This window comes from Turicimonas muris (assembly GCF_002221595.1).
In the GTDB taxonomy this organism is placed as follows: domain Bacteria; phylum Pseudomonadota; class Gammaproteobacteria; order Burkholderiales; family Burkholderiaceae_F; genus Turicimonas; species Turicimonas muris.
In genome coordinates, this window is record NZ_NHMP01000002.1 from 182,864 (window position 1) to 200,622 (window position 17,759).

The 17,759-nt window shown below is 45.9% G+C and carries 18 protein-coding genes, 1 tRNA gene, 2 rRNA genes and 1 pseudogene; 4 read left to right on the forward strand and 18 right to left on the reverse strand.

The features are described 5' to 3' along the window. Nucleotides 1–186: 186 nt before the first annotated feature. Both ADH67_RS04180 and rrf read left to right on the forward strand, forming a co-directional pair. Nucleotides 187–3,071: ribosomal RNA gene (locus ADH67_RS04180) — 23S ribosomal RNA — on the forward strand. Between the two features lie 122 nt (nt 3,072–3,193). Next, nucleotides 3,194–3,308 (forward strand): 5S ribosomal RNA (rrf, locus tag ADH67_RS04185). A gap of 67 nt (nt 3,309–3,375) precedes the next feature. Here the strand turns inward: rrf and ADH67_RS04190 are convergent. Continuing rightward, nucleotides 3,376–4,143 carry a uracil-DNA glycosylase family protein gene (locus tag ADH67_RS04190; protein WP_066594612.1) on the reverse strand — a complete coding sequence of 256 codons (768 nt, stop codon included), beginning with the start codon at nt 4,141–4,143 and terminating at the stop codon, nt 3,376–3,378. Between the two features lie 135 nt (nt 4,144–4,278). Further along, the gene (locus ADH67_RS04195) at nt 4,279–4,590 is read right to left on the reverse strand and encodes a response regulator transcription factor (RefSeq protein WP_066594609.1); all 312 of its coding nucleotides are present in this window, start codon (nt 4,588–4,590) and stop codon (nt 4,279–4,281) included. A gap of 226 nt (nt 4,591–4,816) precedes the next feature. Between ADH67_RS04195 and ADH67_RS13245 the strand changes: the two genes are divergently transcribed. Beyond that, nucleotides 4,817–4,993 (forward strand): hypothetical protein, encoded by a 177-nt coding sequence (locus ADH67_RS13245; protein ID WP_157108111.1) that lies wholly within the window; start codon nt 4,817–4,819, stop codon nt 4,991–4,993. 358 nt (nt 4,994–5,351) lie between these two features. Here ADH67_RS13245 and ADH67_RS04200 read toward each other — a convergent pair whose 3' ends face one another. Next, on the reverse strand, nt 5,352–5,546 hold the full coding sequence (locus ADH67_RS04200; RefSeq protein WP_066594607.1) for a hypothetical protein: 195 nt from the start codon (nt 5,544–5,546) through the stop codon (nt 5,352–5,354). 39 nt (nt 5,547–5,585) lie between these two features. Here ADH67_RS04200 and ADH67_RS13765 point away from each other — a divergent pair. Then, nucleotides 5,586–5,750: pseudogene (locus ADH67_RS13765) on the forward strand (hypothetical protein); the annotation flags it as partial. A 175-nt stretch (nt 5,751–5,925) separates the two neighbouring features. Here the strand turns inward: ADH67_RS13765 and ADH67_RS04210 are convergent. From ADH67_RS04210 to ispE, 15 genes are all read right to left on the reverse strand, one after another. Further along, a complete protein-coding gene (locus ADH67_RS04210) occupies nt 5,926–6,246 on the reverse strand; it encodes a type II toxin-antitoxin system RelE/ParE family toxin (protein WP_066594603.1) in 321 nt (106 codons plus the stop codon). Next, nucleotides 6,236–6,538 carry a type II toxin-antitoxin system RelB/DinJ family antitoxin gene (locus ADH67_RS04215; RefSeq protein ID WP_066594597.1) on the reverse strand — a complete coding sequence of 101 codons (303 nt, stop codon included), beginning with the start codon at nt 6,536–6,538 and terminating at the stop codon, nt 6,236–6,238. Before ADH67_RS04215 ends, ADH67_RS04210 begins: the two co-directional genes overlap by 11 nt. Nucleotides 6,539–6,784: 246 nt before the next feature. Next, a complete protein-coding gene (locus ADH67_RS04220; protein WP_066594596.1) occupies nt 6,785–8,305 on the reverse strand; it encodes an SLC13 family permease in 1,521 nt (506 codons plus the stop codon). A gap of 58 nt (nt 8,306–8,363) precedes the next feature. Then, on the reverse strand, nt 8,364–9,002 hold the full coding sequence (locus ADH67_RS04225) for a hypothetical protein (protein ID WP_066594594.1): 639 nt from the start codon (nt 9,000–9,002) through the stop codon (nt 8,364–8,366). 9 nt (nt 9,003–9,011) lie between these two features. Next, nucleotides 9,012–9,485, reverse strand: a complete 474-nt coding sequence (locus ADH67_RS04230) for a CYTH domain-containing protein (protein WP_066594592.1) — start codon at nt 9,483–9,485, stop codon at nt 9,012–9,014. A gap of 123 nt (nt 9,486–9,608) precedes the next feature. Continuing rightward, nucleotides 9,609–10,544 carry a LysR family transcriptional regulator gene (locus ADH67_RS04235; protein ID WP_066594590.1) on the reverse strand — a complete coding sequence of 312 codons (936 nt, stop codon included), beginning with the start codon at nt 10,542–10,544 and terminating at the stop codon, nt 9,609–9,611. Between the two features lie 83 nt (nt 10,545–10,627). Then, nucleotides 10,628–11,014 carry a helix-turn-helix domain-containing protein gene (locus ADH67_RS04240; RefSeq protein WP_066594589.1) on the reverse strand — a complete coding sequence of 129 codons (387 nt, stop codon included), beginning with the start codon at nt 11,012–11,014 and terminating at the stop codon, nt 10,628–10,630. Between the two features lie 9 nt (nt 11,015–11,023). Next, nucleotides 11,024–12,118: a redox-regulated ATPase YchF gene (gene ychF, locus ADH67_RS04245; RefSeq protein WP_066594587.1), complete on the reverse strand. Its 1,095-nt coding sequence runs from the start codon at nt 12,116–12,118 to the stop codon at nt 11,024–11,026. Between the two features lie 11 nt (nt 12,119–12,129). Then, nucleotides 12,130–12,594: a 2-thiouracil desulfurase family protein gene (locus tag ADH67_RS04250; RefSeq protein WP_066594585.1), complete on the reverse strand. Its 465-nt coding sequence runs from the start codon at nt 12,592–12,594 to the stop codon at nt 12,130–12,132. Beyond that, nucleotides 12,591–13,187 carry an aminoacyl-tRNA hydrolase gene (gene pth / locus ADH67_RS04255; protein WP_066594583.1) on the reverse strand — a complete coding sequence of 199 codons (597 nt, stop codon included), beginning with the start codon at nt 13,185–13,187 and terminating at the stop codon, nt 12,591–12,593. Before pth ends, ADH67_RS04250 begins: the two co-directional genes overlap by 4 nt. Further along, nucleotides 13,188–14,924 (reverse strand): DEAD/DEAH box helicase, encoded by a 1,737-nt coding sequence (locus tag ADH67_RS04260; protein ID WP_084081549.1) that lies wholly within the window; start codon nt 14,922–14,924, stop codon nt 13,188–13,190. Between the two features lie 108 nt (nt 14,925–15,032). Then, nucleotides 15,033–15,671, reverse strand: coding sequence for a 50S ribosomal protein L25/general stress protein Ctc (locus ADH67_RS04265; RefSeq protein WP_066594581.1), 639 nt, complete (start codon nt 15,669–15,671; stop codon nt 15,033–15,035). Nucleotides 15,672–15,740: 69 nt separating this feature from the next. Continuing rightward, on the reverse strand, nt 15,741–16,691 hold the full coding sequence (locus ADH67_RS04270; protein ID WP_066595976.1) for a ribose-phosphate pyrophosphokinase: 951 nt from the start codon (nt 16,689–16,691) through the stop codon (nt 15,741–15,743). 65 nt (nt 16,692–16,756) lie between these two features. Further along, a tRNA-Gln gene (locus tag ADH67_RS04275) sits at nt 16,757–16,833 on the reverse strand. Between the two features lie 24 nt (nt 16,834–16,857). Next, entirely contained in the window at nt 16,858–17,748 is an 891-nt protein-coding gene (gene ispE, locus ADH67_RS04280; RefSeq protein WP_066594578.1) for a 4-(cytidine 5'-diphospho)-2-C-methyl-D-erythritol kinase, read from the reverse strand. Between the last annotated feature and the right edge of the window lie 11 nt (nt 17,749–17,759).

The following is a 17,759-nucleotide window of genomic DNA, read 5'->3' on the forward strand; positions in this document are numbered from 1 at the left end:
TTTAAAAAATCGGAAATTTGAATCAATTGAAAACGTTTATGGAAACGTAAACGGGTAAAGATTGACGAGTCATTAACAAAGCAAAACTTTGTGAGAAACTTGAAAGCGAAGACATAAACAGCGTAATGGGAACAGCGTTTAGCGGTTGCTTGTAACGCTGCCGGGCAATAGGCGGCAGGGTTATAGGATCAAGCGACTAAGTGCATGTGGTGGATGCCTTGGCGATCACAGGCGAAGAAAGACGTGGCAGCCTGCGAAAAGCTGCGGGGAGCTGGCAAACGAGCATAGATCCGCAGATATCTGAATGGGGGAACCCAGCCCGATAAGGGTTATCGCATGATGAATCCATAGTCATGCGAGGCGAACGAGGAGAACTGAAACATCTAAGTATCCTCAGGAAAAGAAATCAACCGAGATTCCGGCAGTAGCGGCGAGCGAACCCGGAGGAGCCTAGTTTTTGATAGTTTGGATAATAGAAGAATGAGATGGAAAGCTCAGCCAGAGAAGGTGATAGCCCTGTATTTAAAATTGTCCGAATGGTACTAAGGAAACGAGAAGTAAGGCGGGACACGAGGAATCCTGTCTGAAGAAGGGGGGACCATCCTCCAAGGCTAAATACTAGTGATCGACCGATAGTGAACCAGTACCGTGAGGGAAAGGCGAAAAGAACCCCGGGAGGGGAGTGAAATAGAACCTGAAACCGCATGCATACAAACAGTAGGAGCCTTTTTTTGAGGTGACTGCGTACCTTTTGCATAATGGGTCAGCGACTTACATTCTGTGGCGAGGTTAACCGAATAGGGAAGCCGAAGCGAAAGCGAGTTCGAATAGAGCGAAAAGTCGCAGGGTGTAGACCCGAAACCAGATGAGCTATCCATGGCCAGGTTGAAGGTGTGGTAACACACACTGGAGGACCGAACCGACTAGTGTTGCAAAATTAGCGGATGAGCTGTGGATAGGGGTGAAAGGCCAAACAAATCTGGAGATAGCTGGTTCTCCCCGAAAACTATTGAGGTAGTGCCTCGTGTGAAGGCTCCAGGGGGTAGAGCACTGTTTTGGCTAGGGGGACATGTAGTCTTACCAAACCAAGGCAAACTCCGAATACCTGGAAGCTATACACGGGAGACAGAGCACCGGGTGCTAACGTCCGGACTCAAAAGGGAAACAACCCAGACCGCCGGCTAAGGTCCCCAATAGCAGCTAAGTGGAAAACGAAGTGGAAAGGCCGTGACAACCAGGAAGTTGGCTTAGAAGCAGCCATCCTTCAAAGAAAGCGTAATAGCTCACTGGTCGAGTCTTTCTGCGCGGAAGATGTAACGGGGCTAAGCTGCTAACCGAAGCCGCGGATGCATGGAAAAATCCATGCGTGGTAGGGGAGCGTTCTGTAAGTCTGAGAAGGCGGATTGAGAAGTCTGCTGGAGATATCAGAAGTGCGAATGCTGACATGAGTAACGTTAAAGAGGGTGAAAAGCCCTCTCGCCGCAAGCCCAAGGTTTCCTGCTCTACGTTCATCGGAGCAGGGTGAGTCGGCCCCTAAGGTCAGGCCGAAAGGCGTAGCCGATGGGAACCGGGTTAATATTCCCGGACCGCTGTCAGATGCGAAGGGGTGACGGAGAGGCTAAGGTCATCCGAGTGTTGGACTACTCGGTACTTAGACGAGGACGGTTGGCAGGCAAATCCGCCAACGGATCGTCCGGATCGGAAGTGGTGCTCCCACGGGAGCGAAGTGATTGGAAACTCTTCCAGGAAAAACCTCTAAGCTACAGTCTGAGAGGACCGTACCGCAAACCGACACTGGTGGGCGAGCTGAATATGCTCAGGCGCTTGAGAGAACTCGGGAGAAGGAACTCGGCAAATTGACACCGTAACTTCGGAAGAAGGTGTGCCGCAGTAGCGTGAGAGGAGAGACACCTTGAGCGTGAGACGGTCTCAGAGAATAGGTGGCTGCGACTGTTTATTAAAAACACAGCACTCTGCAAAGTCGAAAGACGACGTATAGGGTGTGATGCCTGCCCGGTGCTGGAAGATTAATTGATGGGCTGAGAGGCCTTGATCGAAGTCCCAGTAAACGGCGGCCGTAACTATAACGGTCCTAAGGTAGCGAAATTCCTTGTCGGGTAAGTTCCGACCTGCACGAATGGCATAACGATGGCCACACTGTCTCCTCCCGAGACTCAGTGAAGTTGAAGTGTTTGTGATGATGCAATCTACCCGCGGCTAGACGGAAAGACCCCATGAACCTTTACTGCAGCTTTGCATTGAACTGTGAACCGATTTGTGTAGGATAGGTGGGAGACAGAGAAAGAGGAGCGCCAGCTCCTCTGGAGTCAACCTTGAAATACCACCCTGATTTGTTTGCGGTTCTAACCAAGACAGGACCACACTGTTTGGGACCGTGCATGGTAGGCAGTTTGACTGGGGCGGTCTCCTCCTAAAGGGTAACGGAGGAGTACGAAGGTACGCTAGGTACGGTCGGAAATCGTGCTGATAGTGCAATGGCAAAAGCGTGCTTGACTGCGAGAGCTACAACTCGAGCAGATGCGAAAGCAGGTCATAGTGATCCGGTGGCACTGAATGGAAGGGCCATCGCTCAACGGATAAAAGGTACTCTGGGGATAACAGGCTGATACCGCCCAAGAGTTCATATCGACGGCGGTGTTTGGCACCTCGATGTCGGCTCATCTCATCCTGGGGCTGAAGTCGGTCCCAAGGGTATGGCTGTTCGCCATTTAAAGAGGTACGTGAGCTGGGTTTAAAACGTCGTGAGACAGTTTGGTCCCTATCTGCCGTGGGCGTTGGAAGATTGACGGGGGCTGCTCCTAGTACGAGAGGACCGGAGTGGACGCACCTCTGGTGTACCGGTTGTCACGCCAGTGGCATAGCCGGGTAGCTAAGTGCGGAAGAGATAACCGCTGAAAGCATCTAAGCGGGAAACTTGCCTGAAGATGAGTCTTCCCGGAGGTAAAACCTCCCAAAAGAGTCGTTCGAGACCAGGACGTCGATAGGTCAGGTGTGTAAGTGCTGTAAGGCATTGAGCTAACTGATACTAATTGCTCGTGAGGCTTGATCCTATAACCGTGAAGCTTAAAGCCCGCGTTGGTTGTAGTAAGTAAAGTTAAACAAAGCAGAGCTTAAGAGCTCGTCAAGATTGATAAGAATTTCCGAGCATCGAAAGATGCAGAACAAGTTAAAGCCCGGAGGCCATAGCAGGGTGGAACCACTCCTTCCCATCCCGAACAGGACAGTGAAACGCCTCCACGCCGATGATAGTGAGTTGTATTTCTTGCGAAAGTAGGTAGCCTCCGGGCTCAATTATTTAAAACAGACCCTCGAAGTCATTACGGCTCCGAGGGTTTTGTCCTTCTTGAAGAACAATTATATTTTGCGTTTTCTCAGGATTTTTTGGATTTCATGCTTTTCTGTGTCAATCTTGTCCGGATTGGTTTTTGCACTTAAATCCTCTTTTTTCTTTTTGCCCAAGAAATAAGCGATTCTTTCAGCATTTGCGCCGGACGGATGTGGAATCTGAGGCAGCAAATTTTTTTCGTATTCGGTTCCTTTTAAGACTTTCTGAAGATAGTTGCTTACCTTTGGACCAAGAGGCAAAAGGAGAGCTTCTGGAGCCTTTTCTATTTCTTCAATGGTTAATGGTGCAGCAAAGCTGAAAAGTGAGGATTTCGGCTTTATATCGTTGCCAAAATTCGTTTCTTTTCCGTCTTGGATGAGGAAGGTTGGATATCGTATGGCGGAGGTCAGGTTTCCGAGATCTACATGTTTGTCAAATAAACCTGCAGTTGATTCAATTCCAAGATAATCGGCCAAACCTATATGGTCCATCATGGTCACCAAGTTTTTACGCATTCCGCCACTAAAACTTCCAATTGGCTTGCATTTCTTCTGAATTTCTTCATCGGATAAACCTAATCGGATAAGGCGTTTTGCTTCAATAAGCATATTTTCCATTTGTTGTTCGCCTGGCGTAATGCCGATGACGAATAATTTCGCTTTCGGATTTACGTAGTCAAATGGTGCATAGTAGATTCTCTGTCCACTACAATCTTTAACGAGAAGATTGTCTCTATCTTTAACATCGGTAAAGTTTGCGATTGCTTCTTTGTATTGAGAAAAGAGAGATTGTTTCATCTGAGGTCCTTATATTTCTTGAAGATGAGATGATTTTTTCATCTCTAACGCCATTTTTTGGCGCACCAATTCGTTAGGAAAAATATAGTTAATACTTCGGACGTCCTTTTTCTGATACTCTTTTAAAAAAGTCTGCTAGTTCATGAGGTTCTCTAGGGCCAATTTTTTTAGGGCTGCAGTGCGAATAACATCGACTGTTCTTTTAGAAATATTAAGCCTAGAGGCAATTAAAACAGATGTAAGTCCTTCTGCTACGAGTCTGCACACATCTTCCTCCCGAGGTGTTAGAGAGGCTAGGATGTGCCGTTCATGAATCATGTCCGTCGCCCCAGCCCTGGCTTGTCTATCTTTCTTTATTGCCCGTTCTATAGCTGGAAGAAAAGTTTCTTGTTTTATTGGTTTTTGAAGAAAGTCACAGGCCCCTTCTCTCATTGTTTGCACCGCCATGTCAATATCTCCATGTCCAGTAAGAAAAGACAAGGCATACCCAGCTCATTTAACCTTTCTTGAAGTTGAAGGTCTGACATCTTCGGCGTCTTTACGTCTAGTACAATGCAGCCGATGCGGCTAGGGGCATCCTCCATTAAAAACTCTTCTGCGCTTCCGGATTATTTAGCAGCAGAAGCTATGCGCAATTGACGGAGACCAGCCTATCGTTGCCGGAGAAAGCGCTGTGGCAGGAGTTGCGGCTCTCATTGAAATAATGACGGATCCTCGTTTTGAGAAGCAGTGTCAAGCGATGGGGCTTGATAAGAATGCAAAGGTGCTGTGCATTTCGACTGAAGGCGACACCGATAAGGCTAATTATCAAAGAATCATGGAAGGAGCATATCCAAGGCAAGAGTCGTAAACAACTTCAAAACTGAAAGTAGAGAGAAACCATTATCGGGAAGCATACTTCTGCTCGGAGTCAGGAAAATGCTTCTCGTTTTTTCTTTTGAATCTGCACCAATCGTTCAAATTCTACGTATCCGGGCATGATAAAGTCCGCAAAAAGTGCGGACCTTGTTAATCAGGCGTGTGAGGTGACCTTGAGTTTGCTTGAAGTGACGTAACAGCATACCAGCTGTACCAACCTTTCAAGAAGGTGTGGAGATTGGATTTCAATCAGGAGCCGAAGAGAGACACTACAAAGGTTATTGATTAGGCGTCTTTCTGCCGTCTTCTACTTCGACCACATTCTTACCGTTCGTAATTTCGACATCCGCTTAGTAGCCCCAGTGGTAGACGGCATCTGTTTCGCTTACTTTACCGTCACCGAACATTAAACGGACAGTACCGCGATACGGCGTGAAAATACCGAGGCCGAGGTAAGCATGAGCCATACCGAAAACAGCAATGAGAATAAAACACACTACGTGAGCGACCCTTGCCCAGACAATAGTAGAAGCACTCCACTCCACGGCCCATCACCCTTCCGGTAAGAAACCGGTGCGAGACATTGGATTTTTGAATTCAAAGTCGTACGTCCTGATGAAAGGGCAAAAATTAAATTAGCGGAAGCTCTAGAAGAAATTAAGTCGAGAAACTACGATTCGGATAACATCTATAGTCACGTCAGACGAGTTGCTCTTTTGTTTCAGTATAGGAAAGCGAGAATTTGTTGAACGGCAAGAGAGCTAAGTTTATAGGTCGAAGACATTCGAATCCCTCCGTGTTTCAGAGGCGTGTCCTTGAAGGACACGGAAAGAACCATTGCTTCGTCAACTTTGTATTCCTCATAGACTAGTCTTGGGTCGGTTGGCAACCTTCTCAAAAGGAAGTTATCTTCACAAAGGAGGCCTAATCAGAAGGCAGATGCTTATGTAGGTCTCTTGCACAGAACATTACCCTGATTACAGAGACTTGTTTAGCTCTAAGGTCTACAGTGTATAGAACTACGTATTTGTCTACTGGCATAATTCTGAGATTGAGTTTTTTCCATGATTCGTCATCAAATGCCCTGTAGCGCTCTGGGTTAGTATTAAGAGATGAAATTTTTTGCACCAGATGCTGTAATTGGCCAGCAGCTGCTTGAGGAGCCAACAGTCCACAAGAAATATATTCGTATATATCAGACAAGTCTTTTTGGGCCTCAGGAGAAATCTCAATATCAAAAATCATATTTTTTCCTGAGGTTTTCAAAAGCAATACTTGCAGGAATTCCTTTACCTTCCTGAATTTGTCTATAACCTTTTTCTAATTCAGCATTAAGTTGGTCTGCAGAAAGTTCTCCCATATCTAAAGGCCGTTTTGCTAGCTTTAACTCAAATGGAAGGCCATTGTGCAGAATAATCTGTTTGTAGAACATGGTAATAGCACTAGAGGCAGATATACCTAAGGCCGAAAGAATTGCTTCGGCATGCTCTTTGGTATCAGGTTCAATGCGAGTAAAGAGAGTTGCTGTTTTAGCCATCAGACAGTTCCTTCATAAATGGTTTTATTTCCCGATGCGTATTTTACCCGTATGTATATACATTGAATAGCGACCTGCATAAATTGACTGGCAAAATGAGCAATTGATAAGAACTCGGATAACCGGTTTTTAATGGAAGAGAACGCTGCAGAGCCAAATCTTTCCTCGATACTTGATGCGTTTTATAACCAGATGAATAGATTAAGAGAGGTCGCTTTGAGGAAGCGGCCTCTCTTAATAAATAATTTAGAAGAATCCTGGTGTAATGCCAAGCCACTTGAAGTAAGTAGCGCCGGCCAACAAAAGCCCAGCCCAGTACAGCAGAGACATTACAAAACCGTAGTAGAACGATTCCCCCATGGTGTATTTGTTAGTGCCGTACAGCATGGCATTTGGTTTTGCATTAAACGGCAGGCTCCAGCATACGTTGATGCAAAGAGCAACAGGAATTGCCAAGGATAAGATGTCAATCTTCAGCTCCTGTGCGATGCCAATCACGATAGGCATGAAGATGATGGTGCGCATATTCTTGCTTTGGAAAATAAAGTGACTGGCAATAAATATGCCGGTCAGAAGAGCATAAAGCGAGAAATAGCTCATGGAAGCAAGACCAAGCGTGTCCATCATGGCCTTAGTCAGCGTGTCCATTAACTTCGTTGTAGTTAAGCCTGCACCGAGAGCGTAAGCACCTGCCGAGAAAATCATCAGATGCCAAGGAACATCAACGTCATTCCAATTTAAGAGTTTGAATTGAGGAGTGAGCATGATGACTGCGCCGGCCATGGCAACGACAGTGGCATTAAGCCCGTGAATTTTATCGGTGGCCCACACTAAAAGCACTAATCCGAAAACAATGATGGCTTTGAGCTCATTGAGTTTAACCGGACCCAGATCCTCGTAGGCCTTCTTAAGAGACTCCATACCTCCTTCAAGTTTCGGAAGAGTATCCTCTTTCGAGACTGGAAAAATGAATCTCATGCCGAGAGCGTAGCCGATAATGCCAAAACCGATGACCAAAGGAAGGCCAGCCATCAACCAATCAAAATAATAAATTGTGCAGCCGGCACCAGCTAAGAGTGCAATTGCAAGCAGGTTAGCGCCTGAGCCTGTCATAAATGCATTGCAGCTGGCATTAATCATAACCAGGTTGTACAGCACTAAGTTTCTGGAGAAATTATTGGTTTTATCGGTGCCTGGAGCTCCGTAAACGGCAGAAATCACCATGAAGAGCGGCATCATCAAAGCGGCTTTAGCCGCGGTCGCATTAATGAAAGCTGCCAAGATCACATTGATTCCTAGAAATGTCAGGAATATTGCAGAAGCATTTTTTCCAAATCGGAGAATCAACCACAAAGCGACTCGCTTGACGAGCTGAGTTTTTACTAAAGCACTGGCTAAAATAAATGCCGCAACGTTCAACCAAATAACCGGATCGCCCAAGGTTGCCATTGCCGGCTTCGCTTTAAGTATTCCGGTTAGAACCAGTCCACAAATCAAGATCATGGAGGTGACATAGTTAGGAACCGTTTCGCTAATCCAGAGAAACAGCGATGTCGCAAAGAGGGCGAACATAATCTGTTGTTTGTCATTAAGGATTGGAATCGGAATGAAGTAAGCCAAAAGCACATATATGGCCACCGCAATAGGCAGCCCCCAACTCTTAAAGAATTCACCGACTTTTGTTAATTGTTTCTTCGGAAGCTTATTCAAAGAATAAGCATTCAAATCCAGAGGATCAAAGTTTTGCTGGCTGGTATTTGTAGTCATATTCTTTAAGGCGGTATTTCACCGCCTCCCTTTTCAGTCCACCCTAAACACGGAAGGTTCAGACCATTCCAAGTACTTGTTTAGCGGCCTTAAGATAGTTTGTATTCGGAAGTTCAGAGATTCCTAAAGCTTCCGAAGCTGTCTTCATGCTTTCGTAGTTCTCGCTTTCGCAGCAGGCGGTTTCAACCATTGCGCCGTTGAACCATACCTTGGCGTATTCGCAGATAACGCCGTTAACGGAAAAACCAAAGCGTTTCTTTTCGACCACAACTACAGCCAATTCGCTGTTCTTGCGGGCGATGTCTACGAATTCTTCAAGCGTGTATGTTTCTTGAGTAAGAGGAATTTCAACCTTCAGATGAGAAAGGATAACTTCGAGTTCTTCCTTTTTGACAGGGAAGCGGAACTTGCCGCGAGGTTGGAAGATTTCATAACCTTCCGGAGTTTCGCCGACCTTGGTCTTGATATCGAGCAAACCGTCACGGACTTTCACATTGGCATCATTGGTATTTCTTGACAAGAAATAGGTCTCAGCCGGCATAACGCGGGCGGCGTAAAGCGTAGCTTTGCACTGCCACATATGCTCTTGCACGCCTTTGATGATGTCTTTGCCAAAAACGCGGAACTCGGCTCTAGGAACGATCTTTGAAGCCTCTTCTGCACTAATTGCTTGATTCTTTTCATAAGGATTGACCATGACGTTCTCCTACTTGTCCCAAGTTGTGAAAGGATGTGCAACTAAGTTTGAGTTGAAATAGCGGGGATCGGAAGAGACTTCTTCGCCAAGCCAAGCCGGTTTTTCAAACGGTGTTTCTTCGGAAGGCAGTTCAATCTCAGCCACAACTAAACCTTCGTTGACGCCATGGAATTCGTCGATTTCCCAGGTCAAGCCATTTCCTGCAGGGATCTTGTATCGAGTTTTTTCAATGATGGGCTTTTCGGCTAAATCATCGAGCATTTTTACGCAATCGGCATGAGGAATGGGATATTCGAATTCAAGACGAGTGCAGCTGACGGTCAAACCCTTGATAGTGAGAAAAGCTTTGTCATCAATTGTGCGGATTCGGACGGTTCTTTCTTTTGCGCTGTTGAGATAACCTTGACGGTAAAGAGTTCCGACAGCACCTTTCTTCCATTCATCGCCGATAACTAAAAATTTTCTTTCAATCTCTTTTGCCACTTTTGTCTCCTTCGAGTGTCGGTGAGTTACTAAGTTTGGATAGGAACATTGTGGATCCTCAGTAGCAAAAAGGAAAATTATTAATTCATATAAGACCTATAAGCTAATCTTATGAAATGATAGCTAATCAGTTCTAGAAGTTTTGTTTTTTAACAATGAAATAAACTGAAAAGCTGCCGGAGATAAGTCTTGGTTTGGATTAATGCCCAGAAAATAGTCGGCTGTGACGGAAAAGTTCTTTACATGAACTTCTAACAATTTCTCTTGCTTGATTTCTTCTTTAACAGCGACCAGCGGAAAGGCCGCCATGCCGATTCCGCTTTGGATTAAATGTTTTGAACTCTCAAGACTATTGACTTCAATTAATGGTGCTGACAAGAATTCAGAAGCGCCCACTGATCCGAACCATTCTTCAATCTTGGAACGCATTCTGCTACCTCTTTGACGCATAACCAAATAGTTCTTGCCGAACTCTTCCGGAGTAATGGCTTTTTTAAGAGCTGCAAGAGGAAAAGTAGGTGAGCACACGCAAACGTATGGCTCTTTGGACAAAAGTTCCTGATGGCAGTTTTTGAGGCCTTCCACATGCCGTGATAAAGCCAAATCAGCCGCACCTTTCTCCACCAATTCCGTGACATAGGCCGAGTCTCCCATTTCTAACCGAATATTGATGAGAGGATACGTTTTGGAAAACTCAGCGATGATGTCAGGCAAAAAATAGTTGCCCATGACCGCACTTGCTGCGATCGTCAGCTCTCCGGTCTGCAGTTGATTGAGATCGTTGAAAACACTTTCAATTTCTTTAAATATACCGAATAGCCGTTGGGTGTGGTTAAAGAGAATTTTTCCTCTGGCAGTAAGGCGGATTTGGCGCTTGCCTCTGTCAAAAAGAGGATTCTTCAAAGCGTGTTCGAGGCCTTGTATTTGTTGAGATACCGCAGGTTGGCTCAGGAATAAAACTTTGGCGGCTTCGGTAAAACTTCCCAAACTAGCGACAACATGGAATGTTTTTAGATGCTCTAAATTCATCCGAGAAATGCCGGGAGCCGATTTAGCCATTTGGTTATGACCTCATAGTTGGGAGACACAGAAGCCGGACGTAGGTCTTGGGTATAAAACCAAGGAAAGAATGAGCGCGCATCTCAGTCTTTAGAATGATCGCTTCTGGTGGCGTTTCTAATTTTGCGTTTAATGTTCGGGCCGAGTCTTTCTAACGCATCAATAGTGTTGAATACGGTTGCTCTGCCTTTGAGAGAAAGTGTCCGGAACTTTTTAAGCAGAACGTCTTCTTCCACGCCGGGAATGTGGCGCTCATCAGCAATGATAAAAAGGATGTCGAAGCCGATGGCAAAAAGCCGCGGCATTCTGAAGATGCCGGGATCAGTTTCACCGGCCTCAAAACGTTGGTAGGTTTCGAGAGGAATACCGAGAAGCTGGGCAATCTGCAATTCTGTGTAGCCAAGTCTTTCTCTCTCGAAACGCAGCCGGTCTCCGATTTCTTTTTTCTGCTTGGTGCTGGTCAGCGCCATAAGAGTCTCTTAAACGTTAAATAAGAAGTTCATGACGTCGCCGTCCTGAACAACGTAGTCTTTACCTTCAACTCTTAATTTACCAGCTTCTTTGGCTCCATTTTCGCCTTTGAAGTTGATGTAATCGTTATAACTGATGGTTTGAGCACGGATAAACCCTCTTTCGAAGTCAGTGTGAATAACACCGGCCGCCTGAGGAGCGAGGTCGCCTTTATGAATTGTCCAAGCTCTGACTTCTTTTTCACCGGCGGTGAAATAAGTTTGCAAGCCTAGCAGTTGATAAGCAGCTCTAATGACTCGGTCTAAGCCCGGCTCATGCATGCCGAGGTCTTCCAAGAAGACCAGTTTGTCTTCTTCCAGAAGGTCGGAAATTTCCGCTTCAATCTTGGCGCAAACAGCAACGACGATGGAGTTTTCTTTGGCGGCATGTTCTTGGACCTGGTCAAGAAGCGGATTGTTTTCAAAACCGCCTTCTTCAACGTTGGCAACGTACATAGTCGGTTTCATTGTCAGAAGGAAGAGAGGCTTAATGACTTCTTTTTCTTCCGGAGTCAGCTCTACGCTTCTTGCAGGCTGGTTTTCATTGAGAGCCGGCTGAAGTTTTTCTAAGACCTTAACGAGCTTCAAAGCTTCTTTATCGCCGCCTGAACGAGCCTGCTTGGAGTATTTAGCTAACTGCTTTTCAACGGTGGCCAAATCAGCAAGAGCCAATTCTGTATTGATGACTTCGATATCTTCAAGCGGGTTGACGTGGTTGGCAACGTGAGTGATGTTTTCATCTTCAAAGCATCTGACGATGTGCGCAATAGCGTCGCATTCACGAATGTTGGCCAAGAATTTGTTTCCTAAGCCTTCACCTTGGCTTGCACCGGCTACCAAGCCGGCAATGTCAACAAATTCAACCGTTGCCGGAATGATTTTCTGCGGATTAACAATTTCAGCGAGCTTGGCAAGTCTCGGATCAGGAACTTCGACGATACCGACGTTTGGTTCGATCGTGCAGAACGGATAGTTTTCTGCGGCAATCCCTGCCTTTGTCAATGCATTAAAAAGAGTAGATTTGCCGACGTTAGGCAGTCCTACGATTCCACATTTCAAACCCATTTTTAGATTTCCTATTCTTTAAGCTTAATTTCTAACTTTTCCAATTCAGTTTCGTCAAAGACATCTATGCCGTTCTGCATAAGAAGCCGAGCAGTACAACCTGCACCGTCGCGCAGCCGGCCCGAAAAAGTACCGTCATAGATTCGGTCTTTTCCGCAAGAAGGACTTTTAGACTTTAAAACTGCTATTTTTATCTCGTTATTTTGGCAGTATTTTAAGGTGCTCTCAGCCCCTAATAAAAACTGTTTACTAACATCCGTTCCGCTTTTGTTTAATACTTTGTCAGTATGCTCATCTATTTCCGCCGGGATTCGCGGAACAGGAAGGCCCCCAAGCATTTCCGGACAAAGTTTGTGGACTTCGATGTCTTTATTTTTGAGAAAACTCAGCAACTCAAGGCACGGTTTTCCTGCACCGTCATAGCGGACTTTGTCTCCCAGTAAGCAGGCGCTTACTAAAATTTTGGAGACGGTCATGAATTGATTTTTTGCAAGGCGTCTTCAGTTTTTCCCTCTGCAATCAGAGGAAGAAACTCAATGCCTTTTGCGACGGCCTGAGAAATCAGGATTCGATCATCGGGGCTCGGACGACTTAAGACATAGTCGGCAACAGGTGTTTGAAGCTGCTTGTCCCTGGGATGGCCGATGCCGATACGCAGACGCTGAAAATTTTGAGATCCAATCAGAGAAGAAATGCTCTTTAAGCCATTATGGCCGGCGCATCCTCCGCCGATTTTGTATTTAATTGAGCCGGGAGGAAGGTCAAGTTCATCATGAACGACGAGGATCTCTTCCGGCTTGTACTTATAAAAAGAAATGACAGCAGAAACAGCTCTGCCCGATAAATTCATTAAGGTCGAGGGCTGCAATACGAGAATTGCGTCCCCCGAGATATGGGTAGTAGCCGTTTCTCCGAAAAAGCGTTTGTTCGGTTCAAAGAAGCCTCCAAATTTTGCCAGAACTTCATCAGTAAACTGAAATCCGACATTGTGTCTGGTTCCAACGTAAGGTTTACCAATATTTCCCAGCCCGACTATTAATTTAATCGGAGGCATCTTCACACCGCTCATTTACTTGCTCTTTCCTTTTTTCTTGTCCTTATCGGCAGTTCTCTTTGCTCTTTTACGAACAACAGGTTCTTCTGCGTCTAAGAAACCTCTTTCTTCAGGCGGACGATCATACCGCACTACACATTGTTTTCCTTTGATGTAAGCACTGCGTAATGCAAAAATAACGTTCTGAGCGATTTCTTCGTCAACTTCTACAAGTGAGTAGCGGTCAGCAATATCAATAGAACCAATCAGCTTGGAAGAAACACCAGCTTCGTTAGCAATGGCGCCGACCAAATCCTGCGGTCTGATGCCGGAATCTCTGCCGGTACCGATGAACAGACGAACCATTCCTTCAGATGTACGGCGCGGAGACTTAGACGGTTTTCTTGGCTTACGGCCTTCTTCCTTAACGCCAATCTGGCTCGGGATTTCAACGTCGTAGGAATCCTTCCAGTTGTTTTCGTTGGCCAGTTTGACGGCAGCGGCTGCAACATCCAAGACGTCGAAGTCATTGCTGAGAGTTTCAACAATAGAACGATAGCGTCCCAAATCGTTTTCGCCGACCAAAATTTCATGAACGGAGGCTCTTGTGAGATCCAGGCGTTTAGCGTGAACATCAGTTGCTGTCGGAACAGAAAGAATTTGGATCTTCTGTTTTGTCATGCGCTCAATGTTCTTAAGCAATCTGCTTTCTCTCGGTTCCAGAATTGTGATGGCTGTACCTTCACGTCCGGCACGGCCTGTGCGGCCGATACGATGAACGTAGGTTTCAGTTGTGGCCGGAATACCGTAGTTGATAACGTGAGTTAAGTGTTCGATATCGATACCGCGGGCAGCAACGTCAGTTGCAACAATAACGTCGACTTGTTCTGCTCTGGCTCTCTTCATGACACGGTCTCTTTGGGCCTGATCCAAGCCGCCGTGCAATGGTTCTACGCTGTAGCCTCTACCTCTCAGGCTTTCGGCCAGTTCATCAACTTCGTTTCTTGTACGGGCAAAGACGATAGCCAGCCTAGGGCTTTCAATATCTAAGATTCTGCCTAAAGCAGCAACTCTGTGGTTTCTGCCGACGATATAGGCAGACTGTCTGACTTTAGGTTGTTCTCCTTCGGGAACCTTTTCCTTCGGGATAAGAATGCGGTACGGATTGTTCAGCTGATTTTCAGCCATCTTTGTAATTCTGGCAGGCAATGTAGCTGAGAATAAAGCTGTTTGTCTTTCTTCAGGAAGTGTACTGAGAATTGCATCCAGATCTTCTGCAAATCCCATGTCAAGCATTTCGTCAGCTTCGTCGAGAACAACGGCTTGAATGTCTTGAAGACGGAGGGTACCTCTGCGAATGTGATCTAAGGCTCTGCCCGGTGTTGCAACAACAATGTGAACGCCTCTGTTAAGGGCTTTGATCTGACGACTGTAATCCTGACCGCCGTAAATCGGTGTTACATAAACACCGGAGTCTCTGCTGTAACTGAGAATAGCTTCAGAGACTTGAATACACAATTCACGTGTCGGGGTCAAAATCAATACTTTCGGATTCTTTGACTCACTGTTCAAACAGTATCTTTGAATCAACGGCAGAGAGAACGCGGCTGTTTTACCAGTACCAGTGGCTGCTTGACCTAAGACGTCTCGTCCTTCAAGAAGGGCTGGGATAGAATGTGTTTGGATTGGAGTCGGTTCTTCAAAACCCAACCTTGATAAAGCGCTGGCCAGCTTTTCGTCAAGGCCGAGTTTCATGAATAGATTTTCAGACATTAAATTCTCCAGTGCTGTGCTTGCACAGCAATTAATATTGTCTGCATTATGAATAAAAATGCCCTGCACCCGAATGGGTACAGGGCATTTTGAGTAAGTAACCTGTTGTTATTGCTCAGCAGACTTTTCAGCTGTTGCAGGAACAGCGTCAGCAGCAACTGCTGGTTCGGCCGGTGTATCAACTTCTTCAGAGATAACAACGGCAGAAGCAACTGTAGGATCTTCATCTGGTTTGAGAACAGCTGTTACGCCCTCAGGAAGAGCCAAGTTAGAAACGTGGATCGGTTCCTGAACGGTCAAGCCGGAAAGATCAACAGTGATGAATTCAGGAAGGTTGGCTGGCAAGCAGGCGACTTCGATTTCAGTAAGAGTGTGTGTAACGTTTGCTTTTTCAACAATAACGGCAGGAGACTTCTCTTCGCCGATGAAGTGAAGTGGAACGTGCATATGGATTGGTTCGTCAGCAGCAATACGTTGAAAATCGATGTGCAAAACTTGCGGTTTGTACGGATGCATCTGGAAAGCACGGAGAAGAACTTTTTCGTTCTGACCGTCTAATTCCATATCGAGAATGGAAGCATGGAATTTTTCCTTGCGGAGGGCGTGGAAAATTTCATTGTGATCGAGCTCGATAGGAGTAGCTGGAACCTTTCCGCCATAAACAATGCCAGGAAGTTTGTCAGCGCGGCGAAGGCGGCGGCTCGCACCCGTACCTTGAGCCTTACGTGTAGATGCAGTAAATTTCATTTAAAAACTCCAAAAACGAATCTACTGACCGCGACCAGTCAGTAGAGGGAAAAATTAATTTTTGCTTTTTTATTCGGCAAACAAGCTGCTTACCGAGGATTCGCAAGCAATGCGTGAGATTGTTTCACCAATCAATGAAGCGCATGTCAACTGTCTGATTTTCGGACAATTTAATGCGTCTTCGCGAAGCGGAATTGTATCAGTAACTACAACTTCATCGAGAGCTGAATTTGTAATTTTTTCAACCGCTGCACCGGAGAAAACAGGATGAGTTGCATAAGCCAAGACTCTCTTAGCGCCTCTTTCCTTAAGTGCATCAGCAGCATGACACAATGTTCCGGCAGTATCGACGATATCGTCAACAATAACGCAAGTTCTGTTTTCGATTTCACCGATAATATTCATTACTTCAGAGACGTTTGCTCTGGGACGGCGCTTATCGATAATGGCCAAATCCGTTTCCATTCTCTTAGCAACGGCTCTGGCTCTGACAACACCGCCGACGTCCGGAGAAACGACCACTAAGTCAGAGTAATTCTTCTTCCACAAATCACCGAGAAGAATCGGGCTGGCGTAGATGTTGTCAACTGGAACGTCGAAGAAACCTTGAATTTGGTCAGCGTGGAGGTCCATTGTCAAAACGCGGTCGATACCGGCAGCCTGAAGCATATTTGCTACGACTTTTGCACTGATAGCAACTCTGGTTGAACGAGGGCGTCTGTCCTGACGGGCATAACCATAGTAAGGAATGACAGCCGTGATGCGAGCTGCGGAAGCTCTGCGCAAGGCGTCAACCATAATGATCAATTCCATCAAATTATCATTAGTCGGTTGGCAGGTTGGCTGGACAACGAATACGTCCTTACCACGAACATTTTCAAGAAGTTCTACTTGAACCTCACCGTCAGAGAAACGGGAAACTTTGGCGCGACCAAGGGGAATATTTAAGTGATTGCCAACAGCTTCTGCAAGCTTCGGATTGGCATTACCTGAAAAAACCATCAGGTTGTCTGGGACCATTTGGACCATGATTTGTATGCTCAAATAAATAAGGGTAAGAACGGAAAGTAAAAGCCCAAAATAAATGGCAGGAGAGGAAGGACTCGAACCCTCGCATGCCGGGATCAAAACCCGGTGCCTTGACCAACTTGGCTACTCTCCTGCGACTATCTAATTTTTTGAACTTTTAACAAGTCCAACTCCATAACGGATGTTTCTTCAAACCTTTGACAGCCCACTGTCTCCAGTTCTCAGGAAGTGGTATTTTAACCGATTTTTTATCCAGATTTTTTTCAGCCACATAAACAGCTGAACCAGACCCGGACATTCTCGGATTTCCGAAAGGAGTCAGCAACTTAACGGCTTGTTCAATCGGAGCATACAAGGATCGGGCGACTGTTTCCAAGTCATTTCGACCCCAGGGTGACTGAACAAAATTGTGCAGTTGCTGTTTAAGGTTCGCTATTGTGCACAAATTCGTATTACGTGTCAAATCAGGGTGATTAAAGATTTCTGCCGTTGAAACACGCACTCCCGGGAAGATTATTTGGAATTGCATCTCTTCAGTTTCCACCGGCTGCAGAACTTCTCCGATGCCTTCTGCAAATGCTGTTTGACCAAAGACAAAGAAGGGGACATCGGCTCCGAGGCTTACGCCTAGTCCGCAGAGTTCCTGCCGAGTCAACCCGAGCCCCCACATTTGGTTCAAGCCGATGAGCACAGTCGCTGCGTCCGAGGACCCGCCGCCGAGACCGGCCCCGTCAGGAATATTCTTTCTGACGGTAATTCGTACGCCTTTGTCGGGGCATTTTTCTTGTAGAAGTTTGGCAGCTTTCCAGCAAAGATCGCTTTCGACAGACCAGTTGATATCGCCGGCTCTTTCGATTTTTCCGTCGGACAACTCTTCCAGATCGATGTAATCAAAAAGTGAAACTAATTGAAAAACTGACTGAAGAAGGTGGTAACCGTTGTCTGTTCTTCCAACAATATGTAGAAACAAATTAATCTTTGCCGGTGCCGGTAAATCGAAGTAATTCTTTAATTTCAGAGTGTTCCTAGAAGGATCTTGGAAAGTCATGTTATCTCCGC

What these genes read in the sequence shown, in the direction of transcription:
- ADH67_RS04190 (WP_066594612.1), bottom strand. Translation starts at nt 4,143, where the DNA reads ATGAAACAATCTCTCTTTTCTCAATACAAAGAAGCAATCGCAAACTTT.
- ADH67_RS04195 (WP_066594609.1), bottom strand. Translation starts at nt 4,590, where the DNA reads ATGGCGGTGCAAACAATGAGAGAAGGGGCCTGTGACTTTCTTCAAAAA.
- ADH67_RS04210 (WP_066594603.1), bottom strand. Translation starts at nt 6,246, where the DNA reads ATGATTTTTGATATTGAGATTTCTCCTGAGGCCCAAAAAGACTTGTCT.
- ADH67_RS04215 (WP_066594597.1), bottom strand. Translation starts at nt 6,538, where the DNA reads ATGGCTAAAACAGCAACTCTCTTTACTCGCATTGAACCTGATACCAAA.
- ADH67_RS04220 (WP_066594596.1), bottom strand. Translation starts at nt 8,305, where the DNA reads ATGACTACAAATACCAGCCAGCAAAACTTTGATCCTCTGGATTTGAAT.
- ADH67_RS04225 (WP_066594594.1), bottom strand. Translation starts at nt 9,002, where the DNA reads ATGGTCAATCCTTATGAAAAGAATCAAGCAATTAGTGCAGAAGAGGCT.
- ADH67_RS04235 (WP_066594590.1), bottom strand. Translation starts at nt 10,544, where the DNA reads ATGGCTAAATCGGCTCCCGGCATTTCTCGGATGAATTTAGAGCATCTA.
- ADH67_RS04240 (WP_066594589.1), bottom strand. Translation starts at nt 11,014, where the DNA reads ATGGCGCTGACCAGCACCAAGCAGAAAAAAGAAATCGGAGACCGGCTG.
- ychF (WP_066594587.1), bottom strand. Translation starts at nt 12,118, where the DNA reads ATGGGTTTGAAATGTGGAATCGTAGGACTGCCTAACGTCGGCAAATCT.
- ADH67_RS04250 (WP_066594585.1), bottom strand. Translation starts at nt 12,594, where the DNA reads ATGACCGTCTCCAAAATTTTAGTAAGCGCCTGCTTACTGGGAGACAAA.
- pth (WP_066594583.1), bottom strand. Translation starts at nt 13,187, where the DNA reads ATGAGCGGTGTGAAGATGCCTCCGATTAAATTAATAGTCGGGCTGGGA.
- ADH67_RS04260 (WP_084081549.1), bottom strand. Translation starts at nt 14,924, where the DNA reads ATGTCTGAAAATCTATTCATGAAACTCGGCCTTGACGAAAAGCTGGCC.
- ADH67_RS04265 (WP_066594581.1), bottom strand. Translation starts at nt 15,671, where the DNA reads ATGAAATTTACTGCATCTACACGTAAGGCTCAAGGTACGGGTGCGAGC.
- ADH67_RS04270 (WP_066595976.1), bottom strand. Translation starts at nt 16,691, where the DNA reads ATGGTCCCAGACAACCTGATGGTTTTTTCAGGTAATGCCAATCCGAAG.
- ispE (WP_066594578.1), bottom strand. Translation starts at nt 17,748, where the DNA reads ATGACTTTCCAAGATCCTTCTAGGAACACTCTGAAATTAAAGAATTAC.